This is a genomic window from Desulforhopalus glucosivorans, from assembly GCF_054397165.1.
In genome coordinates, this window is record NZ_AP044854.1 from 3,350,118 (window position 1) to 3,367,937 (window position 17,820).

A 17,820-nucleotide genomic window follows, 5' to 3' on the forward strand; every position below is an offset into this window, starting at 1 on the left:
CGGCTAACACAAAATAAACCGTGATAAGTACCTTCACTCAATTCATCTTATAAGCAGACAAACCGAGTATTGAAACAAGCGCACACTTCAGATAAGCGCAGACTTCGGGTGAATTCATAAAGCACTCATTCTCCTAGTCACTACAGTGTAGTAGTTATAATAATTATTATCAAGAAATGATCAATACAAAACATAAAAATGTTCACAGGGGGTATCCTCTTCCACGGGGAGCCACGTCACTTAAAGAAGGGATAAACTTCTCGATTTTTTCAAGGAATGCTCGAGCTGTGACCCTTGTGATTCAATACGTAAACCCGAAAAACGGTAAAAACAACACTGTCTTTTTCCCTCTGGATAAAGAGGAGAATAAGACAGGCGACATGTGGCATATTTTCTTAACCACCCATAAGCAATCCTTTACCTATGGCTACCAGATAAGCCATGACAGCGACACCACCAAAGAAAGTGACCCTATCCTTCTGGACCCCTATGCGAGATCCTTAACACCGAGAAACTGGGGGGACGATGCAACATACGGAACCCGGCCAAGTTGTAAAATCGAGTCAGATAATTTTGACTGGCAGGATGACAGACCCCTCAAGACACCTCTGGCTGACACCATCATTTATGAACTCCATGTAAGAGGATTCACCCGGCATCACAATTCAGGAGTTAACTACCCCGGCACCTATCTAGGACTCATAGAGAAAATACCGTACCTTAAAGATCTTGGCATTACTGCAGTTGAACTCATGCCAATCACAGAATTTGATGAAAACGATAATATCTTCCACAACCCCGATAGCGGTGAGAGATTAAGAAATTATTGGGGCTACAACCCGGTATCTTTTTTTGCTATTAATTCTGGATATGCTGATAAACCTGACATCGCACTTACAGAATTTAAAACCCTGATCCGTGAACTGCACAAAGCAGGTATCGAGGTATTTCTCGACATGGTTTACAACCACACGGGTGAAGGAGGCTATGAAGGCAATACCAGCAGCTTTCGTGGTATCGACAACTCAATCTACTACCTCCTTGGTGCCGACGGTAGCTACCACAATTTTTCAGGCTGCGGTAATACCTTTAACTGCAATCACCCTGTTGTCCGTGATCTTATTAAAGAATCCCTCCAGTACTGGGTAACAGAGATGCATATCGATGGCTTTCGTTTCGACCTTGCTTCCATACTTGGTAGAGACCAGCAGGGAAATGTACTACCAAATCCACCCATGATTGAAATCATTGGCCAGGACCCTGTACTACGCGATACTAAAATGATTGCAGAAGCCTGGGATGCAGCAGGCCTCTATCAGGTTGGCAGCTTTTCTACAGACTCCCGCTGGGCGGAATGGAATGGCCGGTTCCGCGATGATGTCCGCACCTTTATGCTTGGTCGAAACAAAACAGTCACCCAGCTCGCAACCCGAATTGCTGGAAGCTCTGACCTTTATGAAACAAGCGGCAGAAGCCCGCTGTGCTCCATAAATTTTATAACAAGCCATGACGGTTTTACCCTCTATGACCTTGTCAGCTATAATGAAAAGTACAACCTGGCAAATGGAGAGGACAACCGGGACGGAGACAACCACAACCTCAGTTATAATTCTGGCCATGAAGGACACAGCAATGATCCTCAAATTGAGCAGTTCAGACAGACAAAGATTAAAACCTTTGCCACCCTGCTGTTACTCTCCCAGGGCGTGCCAATGATCCTTGCAGGAGATGAGTTTGCCAGAAGTCAGGGCGGAAATAATAATGCCTGGTGCCAGGATAACCAAACAAGCTGGATTGACTGGTCGCTACTGAAAAACAACCAGGGCCTGTTTAACTTTTTTAAGTATTGTATCGAACTACGCAAAACCTACAAAGCCTTCAGACAAGAACGATTCTTTGCTCACTCAACACAAGATGGGAACCATCCACATACAACTTCAATTCACTGGCAATATCTGACACCTGAATCACAAAATTGGGACGACAACTGCCATGGCCTGGCATTTCACCTTCGTTGTGAGGAATCAGAACCCAGTGATTTTTTTCTTATGATAAATAACGGAGAACAACCGCTGTTATTTACCCCACCAGCCCTCAGGAGCAAAAGAAAATGGTACACAATAATTGACACATCACAAAAATCACCCTTGGATTTCAGCGAGCTGTCTCAAGCTGCGGCACTAGCTCAAAATGCCAGCGTAAAAACCATGCCATTTAGTTGTGTTGTTCTTCAGGGGAATTAGCCCACATATTTCATGAAATGCTAAGATCAAAAACAAGTCTAACAGTTTAATATCCAACTGTTAGACTTGTTTTTGTCTTCAAACTCCTCGTGACAGTTTGCATCTTAACCAATTGTATGTTTCTCACCCTGCGGGCTCGCTGAGATGATCAGCTATCCTTCGTTATCGTAGAAAATTACCTACTCAAGTAGTATAACTTTCTACATGCCTTGGCTCGCTGAACCACCTCCTTTTACAGCTATATTTTTTATTATTGGCCATAATTCATTAGGTTCAATATTCATCTTGTGCTACTGTGCATACGAATTTAAAATTAAAAACCACCGATGTAAATTTGCCTAATTACACGATTAACTATAAACTTTATAGATACAGTTTTCCACTGACCCGTAAAAGTGGGTATCAGGAATTTTAGTAAAATCTCATTATGTATTGTATCGCAAAGGACTTCTTTACATGACTCAGGTGTTGTTACTCGGAGACTCCCTTGTTGCCTCCCACAGTTGGGAAAAACGTCTCCCCTCATACAAGGTCACCAACCGCGGAGTAGCGGGTGTGATGACCTCAGATGTTCTTTCATTCATAGATGACATAAAAAACGAACAACCCTACGCCGATATCATTATGCTGATGGTTGGTACCAATGACATCCTCACTGGTAATTTTGAATTTATTCACACACTGAGAAAAATTTGCATCGAACTCTGTAAAAACTACCCAGCATCTGAAATTCTCATCACATCCATCTTCCCGATGGACCTTCCCCATCTCCCTTACAACACAGTTTCAAGCCTTAACTGCCATATAGAAGCATTAACTATGCAAACGGGCTGCTGCTTTCTGGACATACACAGTCGTCTGGTAAATTTGCCCTCACCCGTCTTTCAGGAAGATGGTGTGCATGTAACCAAAGAAACTTACGAAATTTGGACTCGATCCTTGCTTGAACATATTGCCTTTCTTATTGAAGATGACTAATATCCTGAGTCGTAAACAAACCAACTGATTTATTCCATTTATAGGGGTTACATTATGTACTCAAGATTTTCACTTGCTGCAGTAGGACTATTTTGCCTATTGGTTTCCTTTTCACCTGGTAACAGTGCGGCCATGCCCGGGTTAGCTTCGCCATCCGGGGAAGACGTCGTTTCAGGCACAGTCAAAGAGACCATGAATGCGTCTGGATATACCTATATGCTCGTTGATGCAGACGGCAAAGAAGCCTGGGTTGCTATTCCAGAGGCACAGGTAAAGGCTGGGGCTACGGTTAACTATTTTGCAGGAATGGAGATGACTTCATTTAACTCCAAAACCCTCAACCGCACTTTTGATTCTATCATTTTCAGCCCCGGCTTAGCTTCTGACACTCCAGCACAAGCACCTGTGGCAACAACTGAGTCAAACGACTCTTTTGCTTCAGCTGTTAAGGCAGAACAATCAGCACCTTCGGCAGCCGCCATAAATGACACACAGGCCTCAGGCGGAAGTTCTGGTGCCATCGTTCCTCTTGCCGAAATCTCCGTTGAAAAAGCTGTTTCTCCAAACGGTTATTCAGTAGCTGAACTGTTTTCTCAAGCTAAAGAGCTTAGCGGAAAAAAAGTACAGATCAAAGGCCAGGTCGTGAAAGTAAGTCCTGCAATTATGGGGAGAAACTGGGTACACCTCCAGGACGGAACCGGTGATCCGATGAACAACACCCACGATCTCGTGGTAACCACCAATGAGACTGTAGAACTTGATGCGGTTGTTACCTTTGAGGGAGTTATCATTGCCAATAAGGATTTTGGGGCCGGTTATAAGTATGATGCCATTGTTGAAGAAGCAGCACTCATCCAATAAAGGTTCGCAATGCACTATGTACTCGTTGGCCCGGGAGCTCTGGGTTGCCTACTAGCTTCTACTGCTGCCAGGGGTAGCAAGGATGGTGAAACTTTCACCATCCTTGATTACAACAATGAACGCGCAAATCACCTGAACCAAAATGGCATCTTGTACCAGGAGGGTGAGCAACAAACTACGTTTGCTGTCAGAGCCGTTTCCGACCCGAAAGAGCTACAAGATGTTGATGTGATTTTACTCTGTGTAAAATCCTATGATATCAAGTCCTGCCTTGAAGTCTGTGCCCCAATACTTAGGAAACAGACCCTTCTTGTCTTTATGCAAAATGGTATTCGACATCTGGCTTGTGAAGAGGCTCTACAGGGGGCAACAGCTGCCTACGGCACAACAACAGAAGGTGCGACCCTTCTCGGCCCAGGGAATGTTAATCACGCAGGAAGAGGTGCCACCCACCTCGGTTTTCTTAACCCCCAAACCGATTTTTTCAATACCAGGCTGGCAAACACCCATGGGCTCCTCAGTCGAGGTGGACTTGCAACAAGCCTTACTTCAACTGTGCTCACCAAATTGTGGGCAAAACTCTTTGTCAATGTGGGTATCAACGCTCTTACTGCGACCCTTGGCTGTAAAAATGGTGAGATTTTAACCCTACCAGGAGTTGAGCAGAGGATGCACGCGGCAATCCAAGAAGCGATACAAGTGGCACAGGCCAAAGAGATCGATATTTTAGGTGATCCCATAACTGTTGCTCAAACTGTTTGCAAGAACACAGCCACCAATGTGTCATCTATGCTTCAAGATGTGAGAAAAAAACGTAAGACAGAAATTGGTGCGATTAACGGGGCCGTTGTAGCTTTTGGCAAAGAGCTAGGCATTGAAACCCCGGAAAATGCACTCCTCATGCAACAGGTAAAAGACATTGAAAACAACTACTAAAACAGCCCCCGTCCATACACTTGAAAAGGATTCTGTACCGCTTAACCAATTGGGTTTTGATTTTGACGGAGTCATTGCAGATACGGCAACAACTTTTTTAAAAATTGCTAAGAGCCAATACGGATACAACTCATTTTCCAAAGAAGATATCACCAACTTTGAGCTGGAGGAGTGTATCAACATGCCAAAAGATGTTGTTGAGAGGATATTTACTGATATTCTGACAGACTCTCTTGGCACCGGCTTACAACCCATGGAAGGGGCGGTCGCCACTCTCAGTCAATTTGCCCGACACGAAAGACTTACCATAATCACGGCCCGGCCAATCGACCAGCCTGTACACGACTGGCTAGAGACGTACTTTGATAAGTCGCTTCTCAGTAACATTAACGTAGTCGCAACCGGAGACCACAACGACAAGATACGTCATATCCATGCAAACGGGATACAGTTCTTTGTCGATGATCGGGTTGCAACATGCCAATCACTGGTTACTGAAAACATTTGTCCAATTGTCTATAACCAGCCATGGAACGCAGGGCGGCATAACTTGACAACGGTATCAGACTGGGATGACATATCTACACTCGTAACTCTTCCACGGTAAAACCTATGAAATGTCCACACTGCCAAGGCGATATAAAAATCTACAGGAATCCTATTCCAACCGTAGACATCATCATCGAAATTGAAGATAAAATTGTATTGATTGAAAGGAAAAACCCACCCCATGGCTGGGCGCTGCCAGGCGGTTTTGTTGATTACGGGGAATCATATGAGACGGCTGCTGTCCGTGAAGCAGAGGAAGAGACAACCATTAAGGTTACCAACCTTCAACAATTCAAGACATACTCCAATCCAGACAGGGACCCCAGGCAACATACAGCATCAACGGTTTTTATTGCCACCGGCACAAACAACCCCATAGCAGCCGATGATGCTCTGAAAGCCGAGCTATTTTCTGAGGATAATCTTCCGGAACTTGTCTTCGATCATCAGGAGATTTTAAAAGATTACTACATGAGTAAAAAAAAGTAGATCCTCTCACACAAGGACGACAAAGAATACCACCCACCCTTAACTAAAAGGGTGGATGTAACCTTATCTGGCAGAGAGAAATTCTATTGCTGCCTCAGGCTTGATGTTAGCTTGGGCGGAGAGAGCTGTGTTACTATTTGTGAGAATCGCTTTCATGGTCTTTGGTAAAAGCTCCTCCGCTGCTTTCAAATCAATCACTTCTGAAACTTCGCTCATTTTCTCTGATTGACTCAGCATCACATTATCGCCAATATTTTTTCCAGCTGCACCATTCTCTGAAGAAATATTTGACCTACCTTTTTTACTTTGAGATGTTTCCGTTTCAGTTTTCTGATTAGATAAATGACTTTTAGCTAATGAAACGTTTGAGACAGAAGATAATGTCATGAGGCACTCCGTATATTTATGATAATAACTGTTTTAAAAATGATTTTTCGTACTACATAATTACCTATCGACACAAACTGAAAATTATTTAACCATTAAATAAAAGAACACATCAACACCACGTATCATCGTTTCTGACATATAGTATATCAGAAAATTCTACTCTAAACTACCCATCTCAGGTGAGTAGTATCTCCTTGAAGTGAAGTTTCCCTACTGATATCAAACGTTCTTAAATATTTAGACGTATGAAAAAAACAAAACTGGCCCGTTTACCAAGAGGTAAACGGGCCATTGTATTTTGTTACAGAGACATTAAAAAACAGTATTAAGTACCCAGTATCCTAGCAGACCCATACCTATGGATCCATAAATCATCACTCAGGGAGTACACTCACTCCCAAATTTCTTAGCTATAACACCAAAGGTGGCAAGACCTATAAGACCTGCCACAACTACAAAAACTATCTCTTTCACGGAGTATTACCCCCTGATTTTAATTCCTGGTCTCTTACGTAATCTGATAGATTCAGGTGTTACTTCAACCAGTTCATCGTCGTTAATATATGCAATACAATCTTCCAGACTCAACTCTGTAAATGGAGTCAGAATAACTGCCTCATCAGAACCCGAAGCACGCATATTGGTCAGTTTTTTACCCTTACCAGGGTTAACAACCAGATCATTAGAACGGCTACATTCACCGACAATCTGTCCCTGGTACAAAGGAGCTCCCGGCCCTACAAAAAGCTTACCACGATCCTGGAGATTAAATAAAGCAAAAGCTATCGCAGTACACGCATCTTTAACAACAAGCACACCATTAACTCTGTTGGTAATCTCTCCAGCATGGGGACCATACTCGTCAAACACGTATGCCATCATACCCATACCCTTGGTATCGGTCATAAACTGCGAGCGGTAACCGAGCAGACCACGGGTTGGGATGGAGAACACCATTCTCGCCATTCCATTCTCACTGCTCATTTCTTCCATCTGCCCTTTGAGTTTACCGAGCTTTTCAATAACAGGACCCTGATATTTCTCATCAACATCCACAGTCAGTTTTTCATATGGTTCAAGTACCTGGCCATCTTCTTCTTTTAGAATAACCTGGGGACGGGTAACCTGAAATTCATATCCTTCACGACGCATCTTCTCAATCAAGATGGAGAGGTGAAGCTCGCCACGACCAGAAACCCTGAACCCAACGGCATCCTGTAGTACTTCATACTGCAGTGCCACATCAGAAAGAATCTCCTTTTGCAGCCTGTCACCAATGTGTCTTGAGGTAACATACTTACCTTCTTTGCCCGCAAATGGAGAATCATTAGGGACAAAGTTCATGGAGATAGTTGGAGGATCTATGGTAATAAGCGGTAGCGGAGTCGGATTTTCCTGATCGGTGAAGGTAACACCAACAGTCACATCGTCCATACCAGCGACAGCAACAATTTCACCAACACCTGCTGAATCGACAGAAACTTTTTCATCACATTCGAAGCGGTAAATCTTAGAAATACGAACAGGCTTAATAGAACCATCACGACGGGCAACAACGATGGGCTGATTAATCTCCATAGTACCGTTTACAACTTTACCAATACCCAGTCGACCAAGGTAGGGAGAGTAATCAATGGTACCAACCTGCATCTGCAGAGAAGCATTGCTGTCACCTGCTGGCGGTGGGGTATGATCCACAATCATTTGCGATATATGTTCCATGGTTCCACCATTTTCAACTGGATCGTTTGGATCAAGAAGAGAAAAACCATTTTTGGCAGAAGCATACACGATTGGAAAATCAAGAGTGTCATCAGGTGCATTGAGCTTTACAAATAGGTCAAAAACCTCATCTACAACCCAGTCACAACGGGCAGCTGGCTTGTCAATCTTGTTAATTACAACAATAACCGGGAGGTTGTTTTCCAAGGCCTTCTTAAGAACAAAATAGGTCTGAGGCATTGGACCTTCCTGAGCATCTACGAGAAGTAGTGCTCCATCAGCCATACGAAGGACACGCTCCACCTGACCACCAAAATCTGCATGGCCTGGGGTATCAATGATATTAATCCAATGATCCTTGAATTTGTAAGAACCATTTTTCGCAGTTATCGTAATACCGCGCTCTTTTTCCAAGTCCATGGAATCCATGAGCCTTTCAGAAACGTCCTGATTATCACGGAACATACCTGAATTTTTAAAAAGCTGATCTACAAGCGTTGTTTTTCCATGATCAACGTGGGCTATGATTGCCACATTCCTAATTTTACTCTGGTCCATGTTCTACCTATATATTGTATTTAGTACAGCCAGACCGAAATCGATCTCGCTCAAAAACGAAAGATTGTATAAAGAAAAAAAGCACATACCAGAACCGGTAGCGCCCTTAAACAGTATATTATATATAAAAAACATTACAGACTACCACAATCACCCACATTAAGCAAGAAAACCTTGAGAGCTATTTTTTCTCACCGGTTGGTCCAAGACAAACTTATCCCACTAAAGTTCCGGATAAATTATTAATAGAGACGGCAACACGCTAACTCCCTTCGACACTAAAAAACCGCTATCAGTCCCTTTCAGGCGTGAATAACCGAAAGCTGTCTGCTCAAAGTAACGATAAAAATCCTTCCCTCCCTGCAATTTTAATCACTACTACGCTCCATGGAATTTTTAGGTGCATAACAGTTTACAATGCAATAATATATCTCATATACGCTTACACACATAGGGATACATATTAAGGATAAGGTAATGACAACACTGAATGTTTTTGCAGGAATCTGTGGGTTTTCCACCAAAATAACCGCCACCGATAAAGGTGGCTATATGGCAGAGCTCAGCCTAGTAAGCGAATGTCCTAATTGGCAGAAAATAGATCAAATTTTTGCAGGTAAAGAACGTAATGTCATGGCAGAACTTTTCAAAAACAAGGAAACAGGTACCCTGCAATCTGAGATTATAGACACTGTCCTTAGCTCAATCCCCCATCTCTCCTGCCCTGTGCTCTCCGGCGTCCTCAAGGCCCTCGAGGCCAGCGTAGGACTTGCGCTACCTAAAGATGCGACCATTACCTTCACCGAGGAAAACTCCTAAGAGGCCAAATCAGGTGAACGAATTCAGCCGAAAGGTGATAGATGTCTTACAACAGATCCCTTGCGGTAAGGTCACAACCTACGGAACAGTCGCCTTTCTTGCCGGTAGCCCCGGTGGAGCGAGGCAGGTCGCACGACTCCTTCATTCTAGTTCAGACAAATATAAGCTTCCTTGGCACAGGGTGGTCAACCGTGAGGGTAAGATTCCACCAAGGCCTTCAATGAGTCATCTTCAGCAACAAAGACTTCTTGAAGGCGAAGGTGTTGAGATCAGCAAGGGTGGTTTTATCGACCTTGATGTTTATCTTTGGGTTCTGTGAGAGAGTGTTAGTGCTTGTTACCTTAAGGAAAGTATTATCTTACATCGAGATTTTCGGAAGTGGAGCAAAACGATTAGGTTAATTAGATTGATTCAATGAACGGTGTTAAAAGGTTCTTATAAATTATTTCTAATAATTAACCATTGAAAGCTAGCAGAAAGAGATTTTATGCCTTTTTCTGATAGCACCACCACCTCAATACTTGTCATAATTTTTGACTTTTTTGCCAATAATTCTAGGAATTCATCTCTCGTGTGCTCAAGAGATACTAACTTACATATTGATTCACCATTCGTAGGTTTGTGAAATTTTGTAGTTGTTTTTCTCAAAGTTGGTATATCGGTTGATAAATCCAATCCTAATTTATCAGATAAAAATTGGGCAGATGATGCTTCGGCCAAGGTAAACTGTGCACAATAACTAACTTGACCAAAAAGGTTCATTACGCTTTCACTTTCAGGGAGACTTAGCTCTTGCTTTACCTCATCATATTTTATTCCAAGATGAGTATTTATCGGAATATCTGCTATGCTATTCATAAAATTCCTCTCTTTCCTTAGTCAGTACAAAACGACAACTATATTAAACATTTACATAATTTAACACGGCACTTCACGTAACAAAAGTTTGCCCCAAACACAATACTTAATTTTTCACAGTTCAGACAACACAACAGCCCTGGCATTAGCCGAACGCAACAATGTTGGGATATTTTCATCCACATAATCAAACACTCTGGCCCGTTTATTCTTAGCCGGTCGCATTACCCGACCAATTACCTGTAATAGACGCCCCTCAAAACTTATGGGAGTGGTCAGGAAAAGAGTCGAGAGTCCTGGACAATCAAATCCTTCTGAGATCAGCTGCAGTGTAGCAACAAGCACCTCAACATTACCAGCCAGAACCCCTTCAACAACCTCACTTCGTTGCTCGGGTGCCAGTTGCCCTGAAAGCAACTCTACCTTCAAGCCATGCATTGCAATTTTCTCTACAAAAAGACGGCAGTGACTGACACGATCTGAAACCACAAGAATAGTCCCGCAGTCGGGCATTTTAGAAACTTTTACAATGTCATTTATGATCTGTTGATTTCTACCCTCATGGTTTACCAATGCCTTAATAAGTGCCTGATAGTCACCACGATAGCCATAATCAAAAGAGGTCGAGGTTCGAATAACTTCAGGTGCAAGGATTGCTCCTGTTGCCATGAGTTCATCACGATCAACCCTATGGATACGATCACCCATAAAAAAGTAGATGAGTTTAGTCATTTCATCGTCGCTACGATAGGCTGTGGCGGATAGGCCCAGAAGATATTGACAATCAAATGCTGAAACCACATCGGTAAAAAGACTAGCGGGTACTCTATGACACTCATCAACCACAAGCTGGCCAAAATAAGGGAACAACTCTTTCGCCCTTTTCCGAGCTGTGTTTACAATGGCAATAGTGACAGGGGCAATATCAAAGCGCCCATCTCCAATTAATCCGGCATCAATACCTAGAAACTGTGTAACCCGCTCCTTCCACTGGTAGAGCAACTCCTTTGTATGAACAATAACGATGGTGGGTTGACGTCTTTTGGCAATGAGCGCAAGGGCCATCACAGTTTTCCCACTCCCCGTGCCCGCCTCAATAACGCCAAAGGACCTAGGAGTCGCCTTATCGACGGCTTCCTGCTGATACGGTCGCAGGCTCCCGCAAAACTCCAGTTCTATCTCGTCAAGTACTCTTCTCTCATCGACAATCTCAGGATCTTCTCCTGAAAATTCACGACACAGAAGTACTGCCTGGTTGGAAAAGCCCCGTGGGAATCTCAGACCACCGGGAACAGGATCATAATATGTAAGATGGGGCTTGAGCTTTTTTCCAATCCAACGACCATATTTTTTGGCTGCCAAATATTGTGGATTATCGATGGTGAGCTGTTTTTTTATCTCTTGCTCAAAGGAAAGGTCGATTCCTTCAAGCAAACAGTCTGAACTGACGGTGAGCGTTGGCTTCATTATGTAAGTCCGTGGATGTGTAATGAAAATAATTAATGCTTTTGCCTCCTGAGTGCACTATTTTCTCTTCCACTATCACTCAGGTGATTTTGACTTGTATTCACAAAAGACTACTTTAAACATTTAGAACTTTTGACAAAGCTCGATGAGCTTGGAGTAAAAAGTATTTTTTCTGAGTAGTCTACAAATAATCTACCTTACTCATTCTGTGCCACCTTGCCAAACACACTCTGCCATATTGGAATTCAGGCTCCACTCAACGGATTTGTACTACAAAAATCTGATATCCTCTGGGTGATTGTAGCCTGTATAATCCCCGACCTTCCCTGGGTATTGCTAAAGCTTTTATTTGCTGTAACGACCTTCAACCCTTACGACATCAGGCTGTTTTGTACTGCCCAGGCAAGCATGTTGTTCTGTTTTCTACTCTCTGCAGGCCTCTCACTTTTGAGTAAACATTCGGGCAAGGTTTTCCTCATCCTTGGGGGAAACAGCCTTTTCCACCTGCTCCTTGATTCACTCCAGAAAAAGTGGGGTAATGGTGTGAATATAATAGCTCCATTTGACTGGAAATTATTCCATCTGGACCTTTTCTGGCCGGAATATACTGGTACCATTATCTTTACCATCGTAGGATTTTGTTACCTCATCAGATACTGGCCCAAAATTGTTCGCGCCAATCCCCTGCAACTCACGCCTCACCCTGTAAAATATGCAGTTGCTTCACTCTTTTTTCTCCTCTACGTTACTGCTCCTGTCTACTTTATGGATCAGCTCGAAGAAGCAGACACCTATTTCATCCACACCATGCGAGAGAGTAAAGAGCGACCCGGAAAAACAATCAAACTTGACCGAGCACATTACTTGAGTGAGACACAGGAAGTGAGAGCATGGAATGGAGAGAATTTCAAACTGAAAGGTAATCTTCCCAAGTCATCTGGCAGGGTCTCATTTTCAGGTGTTTTTCTTGACAGTTCAACTATCCAGAGTAGAGAGTTTCATCTCCACAAAAATTACAGAGATCTTGCTTCTCTTCTCGGCCTATTTATGGCTTGCACTTTGGTTCTTCACTCGGTAGTTTTAGCCAAATTCAACAGAAAAAAACCTTATTAAGGATACTCTATGTACCGTCTTTTCAGACTGCTGATTACAATTTCTCTATTTTTCCTGCCATTTACCCAGCAGGTAATGGCTGCAGACCCCATACGCCTCACAATCCCTCAATCTGTCATCACAGAGGTCACACGTGCCCTTTTGCCGATTAACATCGCTACCCATTCAAAATCGGTTGATGGTGATATTACAATTATTAATATCAGTAATGTTAAGTTAACAAACAAGCACCTTGCATGCAGACTGCATCTTGCAGGCAATAACCTCGCACTGCTCACTGAAATTGCAGGCCATGAAATACGATTAAAGGTTGGCTCGATTGAGCTGGATGTTACAACCGATGCAGCTCTACGCTTTGATGCAAAAAAACAGATCCTCTATCTCAAACCTGTGATTAAAAATATGGGAGGAGGCAGTGACGGAGCAAATGGTGAAATTGGCAAGGCGCTGATTGCGATGCTAAACGGAAGGGAATTTCCCATCAATATGCAGCAGTTGGACCCACTCGTTGCACAGACAGGAACAAAAACTGTGACCATTAATTCAGAGATCGTTAATATTGAAGCTAAACCGGAGGTTATCCAGCTTAGCCTCAAACCAATAATTACAGCTCAGTAGAAGACATTACCAGACCAAATCGTCTGGGATCTTATAATCTGCATATGGGTCATCAGGATCGTCTGGTTCATCCCCGGTTCTCTCATTCAGGATCATCACTGTTTTCTTATCAATGGCGGTGATCTTTTCAACCACAACCCGGGGTAATACTTCAAAGTTTTCTGCAAATACGACTATACCCAACCTGCCATCACTGAGTTTATCAGCAACTTCTTTTGAGACAAAGATTCGCTGAATTTTCCCATCTACATTAAATCGATACGCGATTCCCTTCTCATCTTTTTCTACTCTATTCTGCTCAATAAACTGTTTGATCTGGGCAACTTGTTCCCGCTTTTTCAGCTTAGCGTCCCGCTCCCGATTAAGCTGACGTGCCCTTGCCTTCTTTTTCTCTTCGACCTTTTGGGCAAGCAGTACGTTCTCATCAATAACCTGATTTTTTTTAAGAGTTTTTCCCTGCTTTTTCTTTTTGTGATGTTGCTGCTTTTTGGCTTCATTCGCCTTTTTCTTATCAGCGAGTCCAAGAGCCAAAAGTTGGTCCTGAAATGATTTCCCCATCTCGTATATACCGTTTTTTAATATGTAATAATTTGCATTGAAACCTTACTGATGCTTCGACGCTGGATATTTGTATACAATTGTAACTAAGATTTAATACTTTTTAAAGAGCACGATCATAAAAACCTATCAGCCTTAACATGGTCATCATGCTTATACAACAGGTATAGGAAGGCAAAAACAGATGCTCCCAAATATATATTTCGTAAAAAAGAAAGATTATCAGAAAAAAGTCCGAGCCCGCATCCCAAAATTGTAAATCCAACCGCTATAAAAATCTGCGAGTAATGACTTTTGATAAAAATATAGCGATTGTCGCCATTCTTCCCTGCCAGATCAAAAAAACGCTTATTAAAGGTCAGGCGGAAAAACGATGTACAAAAAGCAATTATCAATAGCATCGCTATCTGTGTGACCTGCCCAAAAGAGGCTTCAAACATGGCCCTTAACAACCAGGAGAACATATACAGTCCCACACCGATTTGATAAACTAGCTGTTTATCTATCCGGTCTATCCGGTTTTTAATAATAAAGAAAATCGCCCCGAGTATGACTGCCAGGACGATGACTACCCCCCCTAATTTTACAAAGCTCTCTCCAACCATCAAAAAGATAGAGATGACCCAGAAATAACTTTCAAGATAGAGAAAAACACCATCAAAGGCAAAAATTAGCCTGGAGTTGTATCTATCGTTGAAACGAAGAAGCCTTAAAAGATTCATGGGCTCTTGTTTGTTCAACGTTTGTGGAAACAAAAGATCCCCGCGTGCTCTAAGAAAATAGACAACTCCGATGGATGAAATAACTGTGGAGACTACACATACCGATGCGATCCCACTATTTTCAAGCAGCAGACTTCCTCCTAAAATCCCTATTTTCAGGACAATAAGAATGTATATCTGAAAATTACCAAAACGTTTTCCGCTATTTTTTTCGCTTCCTCCAGAGAGGAACAATATTCGCTGGAGCGTCCAGTACAAGCAACTGTAAGATCCGTTGACTATTGCAACCAGAGCGAGGGGTGCTTCCATGACCAGCAGGGCGAGAAGGACGAGTTCTAAAAGAAAGGAAAGCAATAAAGGCCAGAGGTAAGAGCTACTGCGAAGGTAATCGAGACAAAACAGTGTGCATGAAAAAGCAAGCCCTGTGATCGCGATAAACCAGGAAATTTCATCCAGTCCGGCCCCATTTTTATAGAGATAGACAGGGAGGAAAAAGGGAAACAGGCCGAGTAGAAAACTGTGAAACCCTAAAAACAGATAAAAATTCTGTGCAGCTTTTCCCATGTTAATTCCAGGTTTACTTCTCATCTGACCAATCTGACCAATCTATCCAATACAACATTGTTATCAAAAAATATCCTTTTGATCTATCTGCAGTTGCGATAACCTCTCATAGTCTGCGGAAAGATCTTCTTTCTCTCCATATCTTGGAACGTCATGCATCTTCAGGTACGGCCTTGAGTTCACCTCAAGAAATATACATTTTTGTTCCTTGTAACTTTTGTCGATACCCTCATCAAAAATTGCGTCAATGCCAAAGATATTTGCATTAAAAAGAGAAAGCACCTTGGTAAAAAGCGCAACGTTTTCTGGAGGCAAAGAGTTCTTATCTACAATTTCAACCACTCCACCAGGTGCAAGCGCCACTCTATGAAACAGATAGACACGCTCGCCTTCCTCCACCACGGAAGAAAGGGACAATCCCTGCTTCTTTAGATAGGAAATGACCTGAGGACTTTTTTCAATATAATGAATTGTAGGAGCAAGCTTCATCTCCTTTCTGATCTCGTTTTCTTTATCGATAAGACTCGTAATAGTTGAACTACCGTCACCATCTACAAATGGAGGATAGCGCTGTATAACCGACATTATCTTTCCCTCTACCACTACCACCCGGTAATTTTTTCCCTCAAGATACTGCTCAACTACTGAGATCGGCCACCACGCCCGCGCAAAAAACATTGCCCGCCACAGTTCAGCATAATTGGTAATGGGGAAGTGACTGCCCCTTGAGAAACCGCTCACATTGGGTTTCACCACCAGGGGGAAACCATGCTCTTTTGCAAAACGAACGGCCGTAAAAGGATTAAAGAATGTAGTACCTTTTGCATGGGGGATATCATGGGCTGCAAACATTTCCCGAGCCTGTAATTTAGACCTGCAGCTCTTGCGAACATCAAGGCTGTTATAACTGGAGCAGCCCCCTAAAAAATTCTGATCTATCCAGCGATAGAGGATTCGTTTTATGGCTTTCATTCTTTAACCTTATAGTGGGCAACAAGCTTTTTAAAAAATATCGGACATCGCTCTGACGAGGAGAAATCAACCTTTGAGGCAAGTCTCGCAGAAACTTTCATGGAGTGACGTATAAACTTCAGTTTTTCTTTTCGACTGATCTCTTCGTCCAACAGCATCAGAGGCATTGGCAGATAAATATTTATTTCAACCACATGGAAATTACCGGCAACAATTTCTTTAATGGAGTCTGCCTTCAGCCCAACACGGGCTATATAAAAACAACCAATAGCACTGAGGGTCTGCCACAGATGCTCTCGCTCGTCATCACTGAGTTGATCACCCACATCCTTATACACAGAAGATGTATTGTTAATACCGTTAACGACAAGGGATTCTCCACTCTTGTTTACAGTTTCAGTGAGAGAAACCGTCTCATACCTATCTAAACTATCACCATTACGAATATAAAAGAACTCAAATTCACGGGCTTCAGTAGCGGCCTCTTGCAGAAGATAGGTAACTCCCTTCCCCTTGCGGTTTCCACGAAGTTTATTGAGTTCTGCAAGATTCCTCGCGATGCCTACGCCATGGGAGTTTTGTCCCCACTCCGGTTTTACAAAGACCGGGAAATCGGGGACGATGTCACCATCATCCACCACCTGCTGTAAACGCCACTGATCTGGGATATGGCTGTCCAGATCCAGCTTAGAAAAGATATTTTTAGTTCTATTAAAGTAGGTGTGATTAAGTTGGAAAAAGTTCCATGGTTTCGTCCAATAACGAATGCTGTAGATAATAAGCCAGAACACCAGTAAAAAACGAACCATAGTTATTGTCCCGCTTTATATGCCATCCTGCACTAACAGTCCCGCACCACTTTGTTCCAAAAACTGTGAATCCAGAGGGTAGTCGTCATAACATTTGCCAAGCAGGGCATCATTGGAATACATATGCACGCTCAAACTCTCTTCCAAAGCAGTTATCCTGTGAATAGCATTGTCAAATCGTCCGGCAACACCCTCGACACAAAAATGATCTCCTGGCTCCATAATACATGACGTTACAGGTTCAGGGCCAGCAGTCCCCATAGTAAAATGCTCCACACCGATGCGTCCGGAAACCAGATGATAAAAGGCATAATCGGGGTGTCCATGGACTGCACCGGCAATCCCTCGATCCCAACGGATAATCATTCCTTCGAATCCTGCTTCATCCCTTGCTATGATGTTTCGGGAGTATGATCGTGTGGCTTTTGGAAAATCTAACAGGGAGAGATCCAGCTTCTTTGTGTAATTCAACACCTCTCGGCAATAGTGTTCTCGTTTCTCCTCCCTGAAAAGAGAGGAGAAAAATGAACCTAACTCAGAAGACTCTGCTGATTGTATATAGGTCGCAGGAACAATACAGGTCATAAGCTTCTT

Annotated in this window: 19 protein-coding genes; 10 read left to right on the forward strand and 9 right to left on the reverse strand. The window is 42.9% G+C overall.

The window, feature by feature from the left end; translation table 11 throughout:
* Window positions 1–176 precede the first annotated feature (176 nt).
* The 6 genes from glgX (at window position 177) to ACX6CI_RS14545 (ending at window position 6,056) form a co-directional block, all read left to right on the forward strand.
* On the forward strand, window positions 177–2,243 hold the full coding sequence (gene glgX, locus ACX6CI_RS14520) for a glycogen debranching protein GlgX (RefSeq protein ID WP_458774361.1): 2,067 nt from the start codon (window positions 177–179) through the stop codon (window positions 2,241–2,243).
* A 456-nt stretch (window positions 2,244–2,699) separates the two neighbouring features.
* Window positions 2,700–3,221 carry a GDSL-type esterase/lipase family protein gene (locus ACX6CI_RS14525; RefSeq protein ID WP_458774362.1) on the forward strand — a complete coding sequence of 174 codons (522 nt, stop codon included), beginning with the start codon at window positions 2,700–2,702 and terminating at the stop codon, window positions 3,219–3,221.
* Window positions 3,222–3,275: 54 nt separating this feature from the next.
* Complete coding sequence (locus tag ACX6CI_RS14530; protein WP_458774363.1) at window positions 3,276–4,082, forward strand: DNA-binding protein; 807 nt, start codon at window positions 3,276–3,278, stop codon at window positions 4,080–4,082.
* 9 nt (window positions 4,083–4,091) lie between these two features.
* Window positions 4,092–5,018, forward strand: coding sequence for a ketopantoate reductase family protein (locus tag ACX6CI_RS14535; protein ID WP_458774364.1), 927 nt, complete (start codon window positions 4,092–4,094; stop codon window positions 5,016–5,018).
* A complete protein-coding gene (locus tag ACX6CI_RS14540) occupies window positions 5,002–5,625 on the forward strand; it encodes a 5' nucleotidase, NT5C type (protein WP_458774365.1) in 624 nt (207 codons plus the stop codon). The genes ACX6CI_RS14535 and ACX6CI_RS14540 overlap by 17 nt, the downstream gene beginning before the upstream one ends.
* Window positions 5,626–5,630: 5 nt before the next feature.
* Complete coding sequence (locus ACX6CI_RS14545) at window positions 5,631–6,056, forward strand: NUDIX domain-containing protein (RefSeq protein ID WP_458774366.1); 426 nt, start codon at window positions 5,631–5,633, stop codon at window positions 6,054–6,056.
* Window positions 6,057–6,119: 63 nt separating this feature from the next.
* On the opposite strand, the gene ACX6CI_RS14550 is transcribed toward ACX6CI_RS14545, so the two are convergent.
* Window positions 6,120–6,443 carry a hypothetical protein gene (locus ACX6CI_RS14550; RefSeq protein WP_458774367.1) on the reverse strand — a complete coding sequence of 108 codons (324 nt, stop codon included), beginning with the start codon at window positions 6,441–6,443 and terminating at the stop codon, window positions 6,120–6,122.
* 483 nt (window positions 6,444–6,926) lie between these two features.
* Window positions 6,927–8,726: a translational GTPase TypA gene (typA, locus tag ACX6CI_RS14555; protein ID WP_458774368.1), complete on the reverse strand. Its 1,800-nt coding sequence runs from the start codon at window positions 8,724–8,726 to the stop codon at window positions 6,927–6,929.
* A gap of 477 nt (window positions 8,727–9,203) precedes the next feature.
* On the opposite strand from typA, the gene ACX6CI_RS14560 reads away from it, so the two are divergent.
* Both ACX6CI_RS14560 and ACX6CI_RS14565 read left to right on the forward strand, forming a co-directional pair.
* Window positions 9,204–9,545: a DUF6951 family protein gene (locus ACX6CI_RS14560; protein WP_458774369.1), complete on the forward strand. Its 342-nt coding sequence runs from the start codon at window positions 9,204–9,206 to the stop codon at window positions 9,543–9,545.
* A gap of 13 nt (window positions 9,546–9,558) precedes the next feature.
* Window positions 9,559–9,864, forward strand: coding sequence for an MGMT family protein (locus tag ACX6CI_RS14565; protein ID WP_458774370.1), 306 nt, complete (start codon window positions 9,559–9,561; stop codon window positions 9,862–9,864).
* 116 nt (window positions 9,865–9,980) lie between these two features.
* On the opposite strand, the gene ACX6CI_RS14570 is transcribed toward ACX6CI_RS14565, so the two are convergent.
* A complete protein-coding gene (locus ACX6CI_RS14570) occupies window positions 9,981–10,403 on the reverse strand; it encodes a hypothetical protein (RefSeq protein WP_458774371.1) in 423 nt (140 codons plus the stop codon).
* A gap of 114 nt (window positions 10,404–10,517) precedes the next feature.
* Window positions 10,518–11,870 carry a DEAD/DEAH box helicase gene (locus ACX6CI_RS14575; protein ID WP_458774372.1) on the reverse strand — a complete coding sequence of 451 codons (1,353 nt, stop codon included), beginning with the start codon at window positions 11,868–11,870 and terminating at the stop codon, window positions 10,518–10,520.
* Window positions 11,871–12,086: 216 nt separating this feature from the next.
* Here ACX6CI_RS14575 and ACX6CI_RS14580 point away from each other — a divergent pair, with 216 nt between their 5' ends.
* Together ACX6CI_RS14580 and ACX6CI_RS14585 are read left to right on the forward strand one after the other, a co-directional pair.
* The gene (locus tag ACX6CI_RS14580; protein ID WP_458774373.1) at window positions 12,087–12,983 is read left to right on the forward strand and encodes a hypothetical protein; all 897 of its coding nucleotides are present in this window, start codon (window positions 12,087–12,089) and stop codon (window positions 12,981–12,983) included.
* A 9-nt stretch (window positions 12,984–12,992) separates the two neighbouring features.
* Window positions 12,993–13,601, forward strand: a complete 609-nt coding sequence (locus ACX6CI_RS14585; RefSeq protein ID WP_458774374.1) for a hypothetical protein — start codon at window positions 12,993–12,995, stop codon at window positions 13,599–13,601.
* Between the two features lie 6 nt (window positions 13,602–13,607).
* Here ACX6CI_RS14585 and ACX6CI_RS14590 read toward each other — a convergent pair whose 3' ends face one another.
* From ACX6CI_RS14590 to ACX6CI_RS14610, 5 genes are all read right to left on the reverse strand, one after another.
* Complete coding sequence (locus ACX6CI_RS14590) at window positions 13,608–14,159, reverse strand: DUF2058 domain-containing protein (RefSeq protein ID WP_458774375.1); 552 nt, start codon at window positions 14,157–14,159, stop codon at window positions 13,608–13,610.
* A gap of 116 nt (window positions 14,160–14,275) precedes the next feature.
* Window positions 14,276–15,445 (reverse strand): hypothetical protein, encoded by a 1,170-nt coding sequence (locus ACX6CI_RS14595; protein WP_458774376.1) that lies wholly within the window; start codon window positions 15,443–15,445, stop codon window positions 14,276–14,278.
* Window positions 15,446–15,508: 63 nt separating this feature from the next.
* Window positions 15,509–16,417: a cyanophycin synthetase gene (locus tag ACX6CI_RS14600; protein WP_458774377.1), complete on the reverse strand. Its 909-nt coding sequence runs from the start codon at window positions 16,415–16,417 to the stop codon at window positions 15,509–15,511.
* Complete coding sequence (locus tag ACX6CI_RS14605; protein WP_458774378.1) at window positions 16,414–17,226, reverse strand: ATP-grasp domain-containing protein; 813 nt, start codon at window positions 17,224–17,226, stop codon at window positions 16,414–16,416. The genes ACX6CI_RS14600 and ACX6CI_RS14605 overlap by 4 nt, the downstream gene beginning before the upstream one ends.
* Before the next feature lie 15 nt (window positions 17,227–17,241).
* On the reverse strand, window positions 17,242–17,811 hold the full coding sequence (locus ACX6CI_RS14610; RefSeq protein ID WP_458774379.1) for a cupin domain-containing protein: 570 nt from the start codon (window positions 17,809–17,811) through the stop codon (window positions 17,242–17,244).
* Window positions 17,812–17,820: the final 9 nt, after the last annotated feature.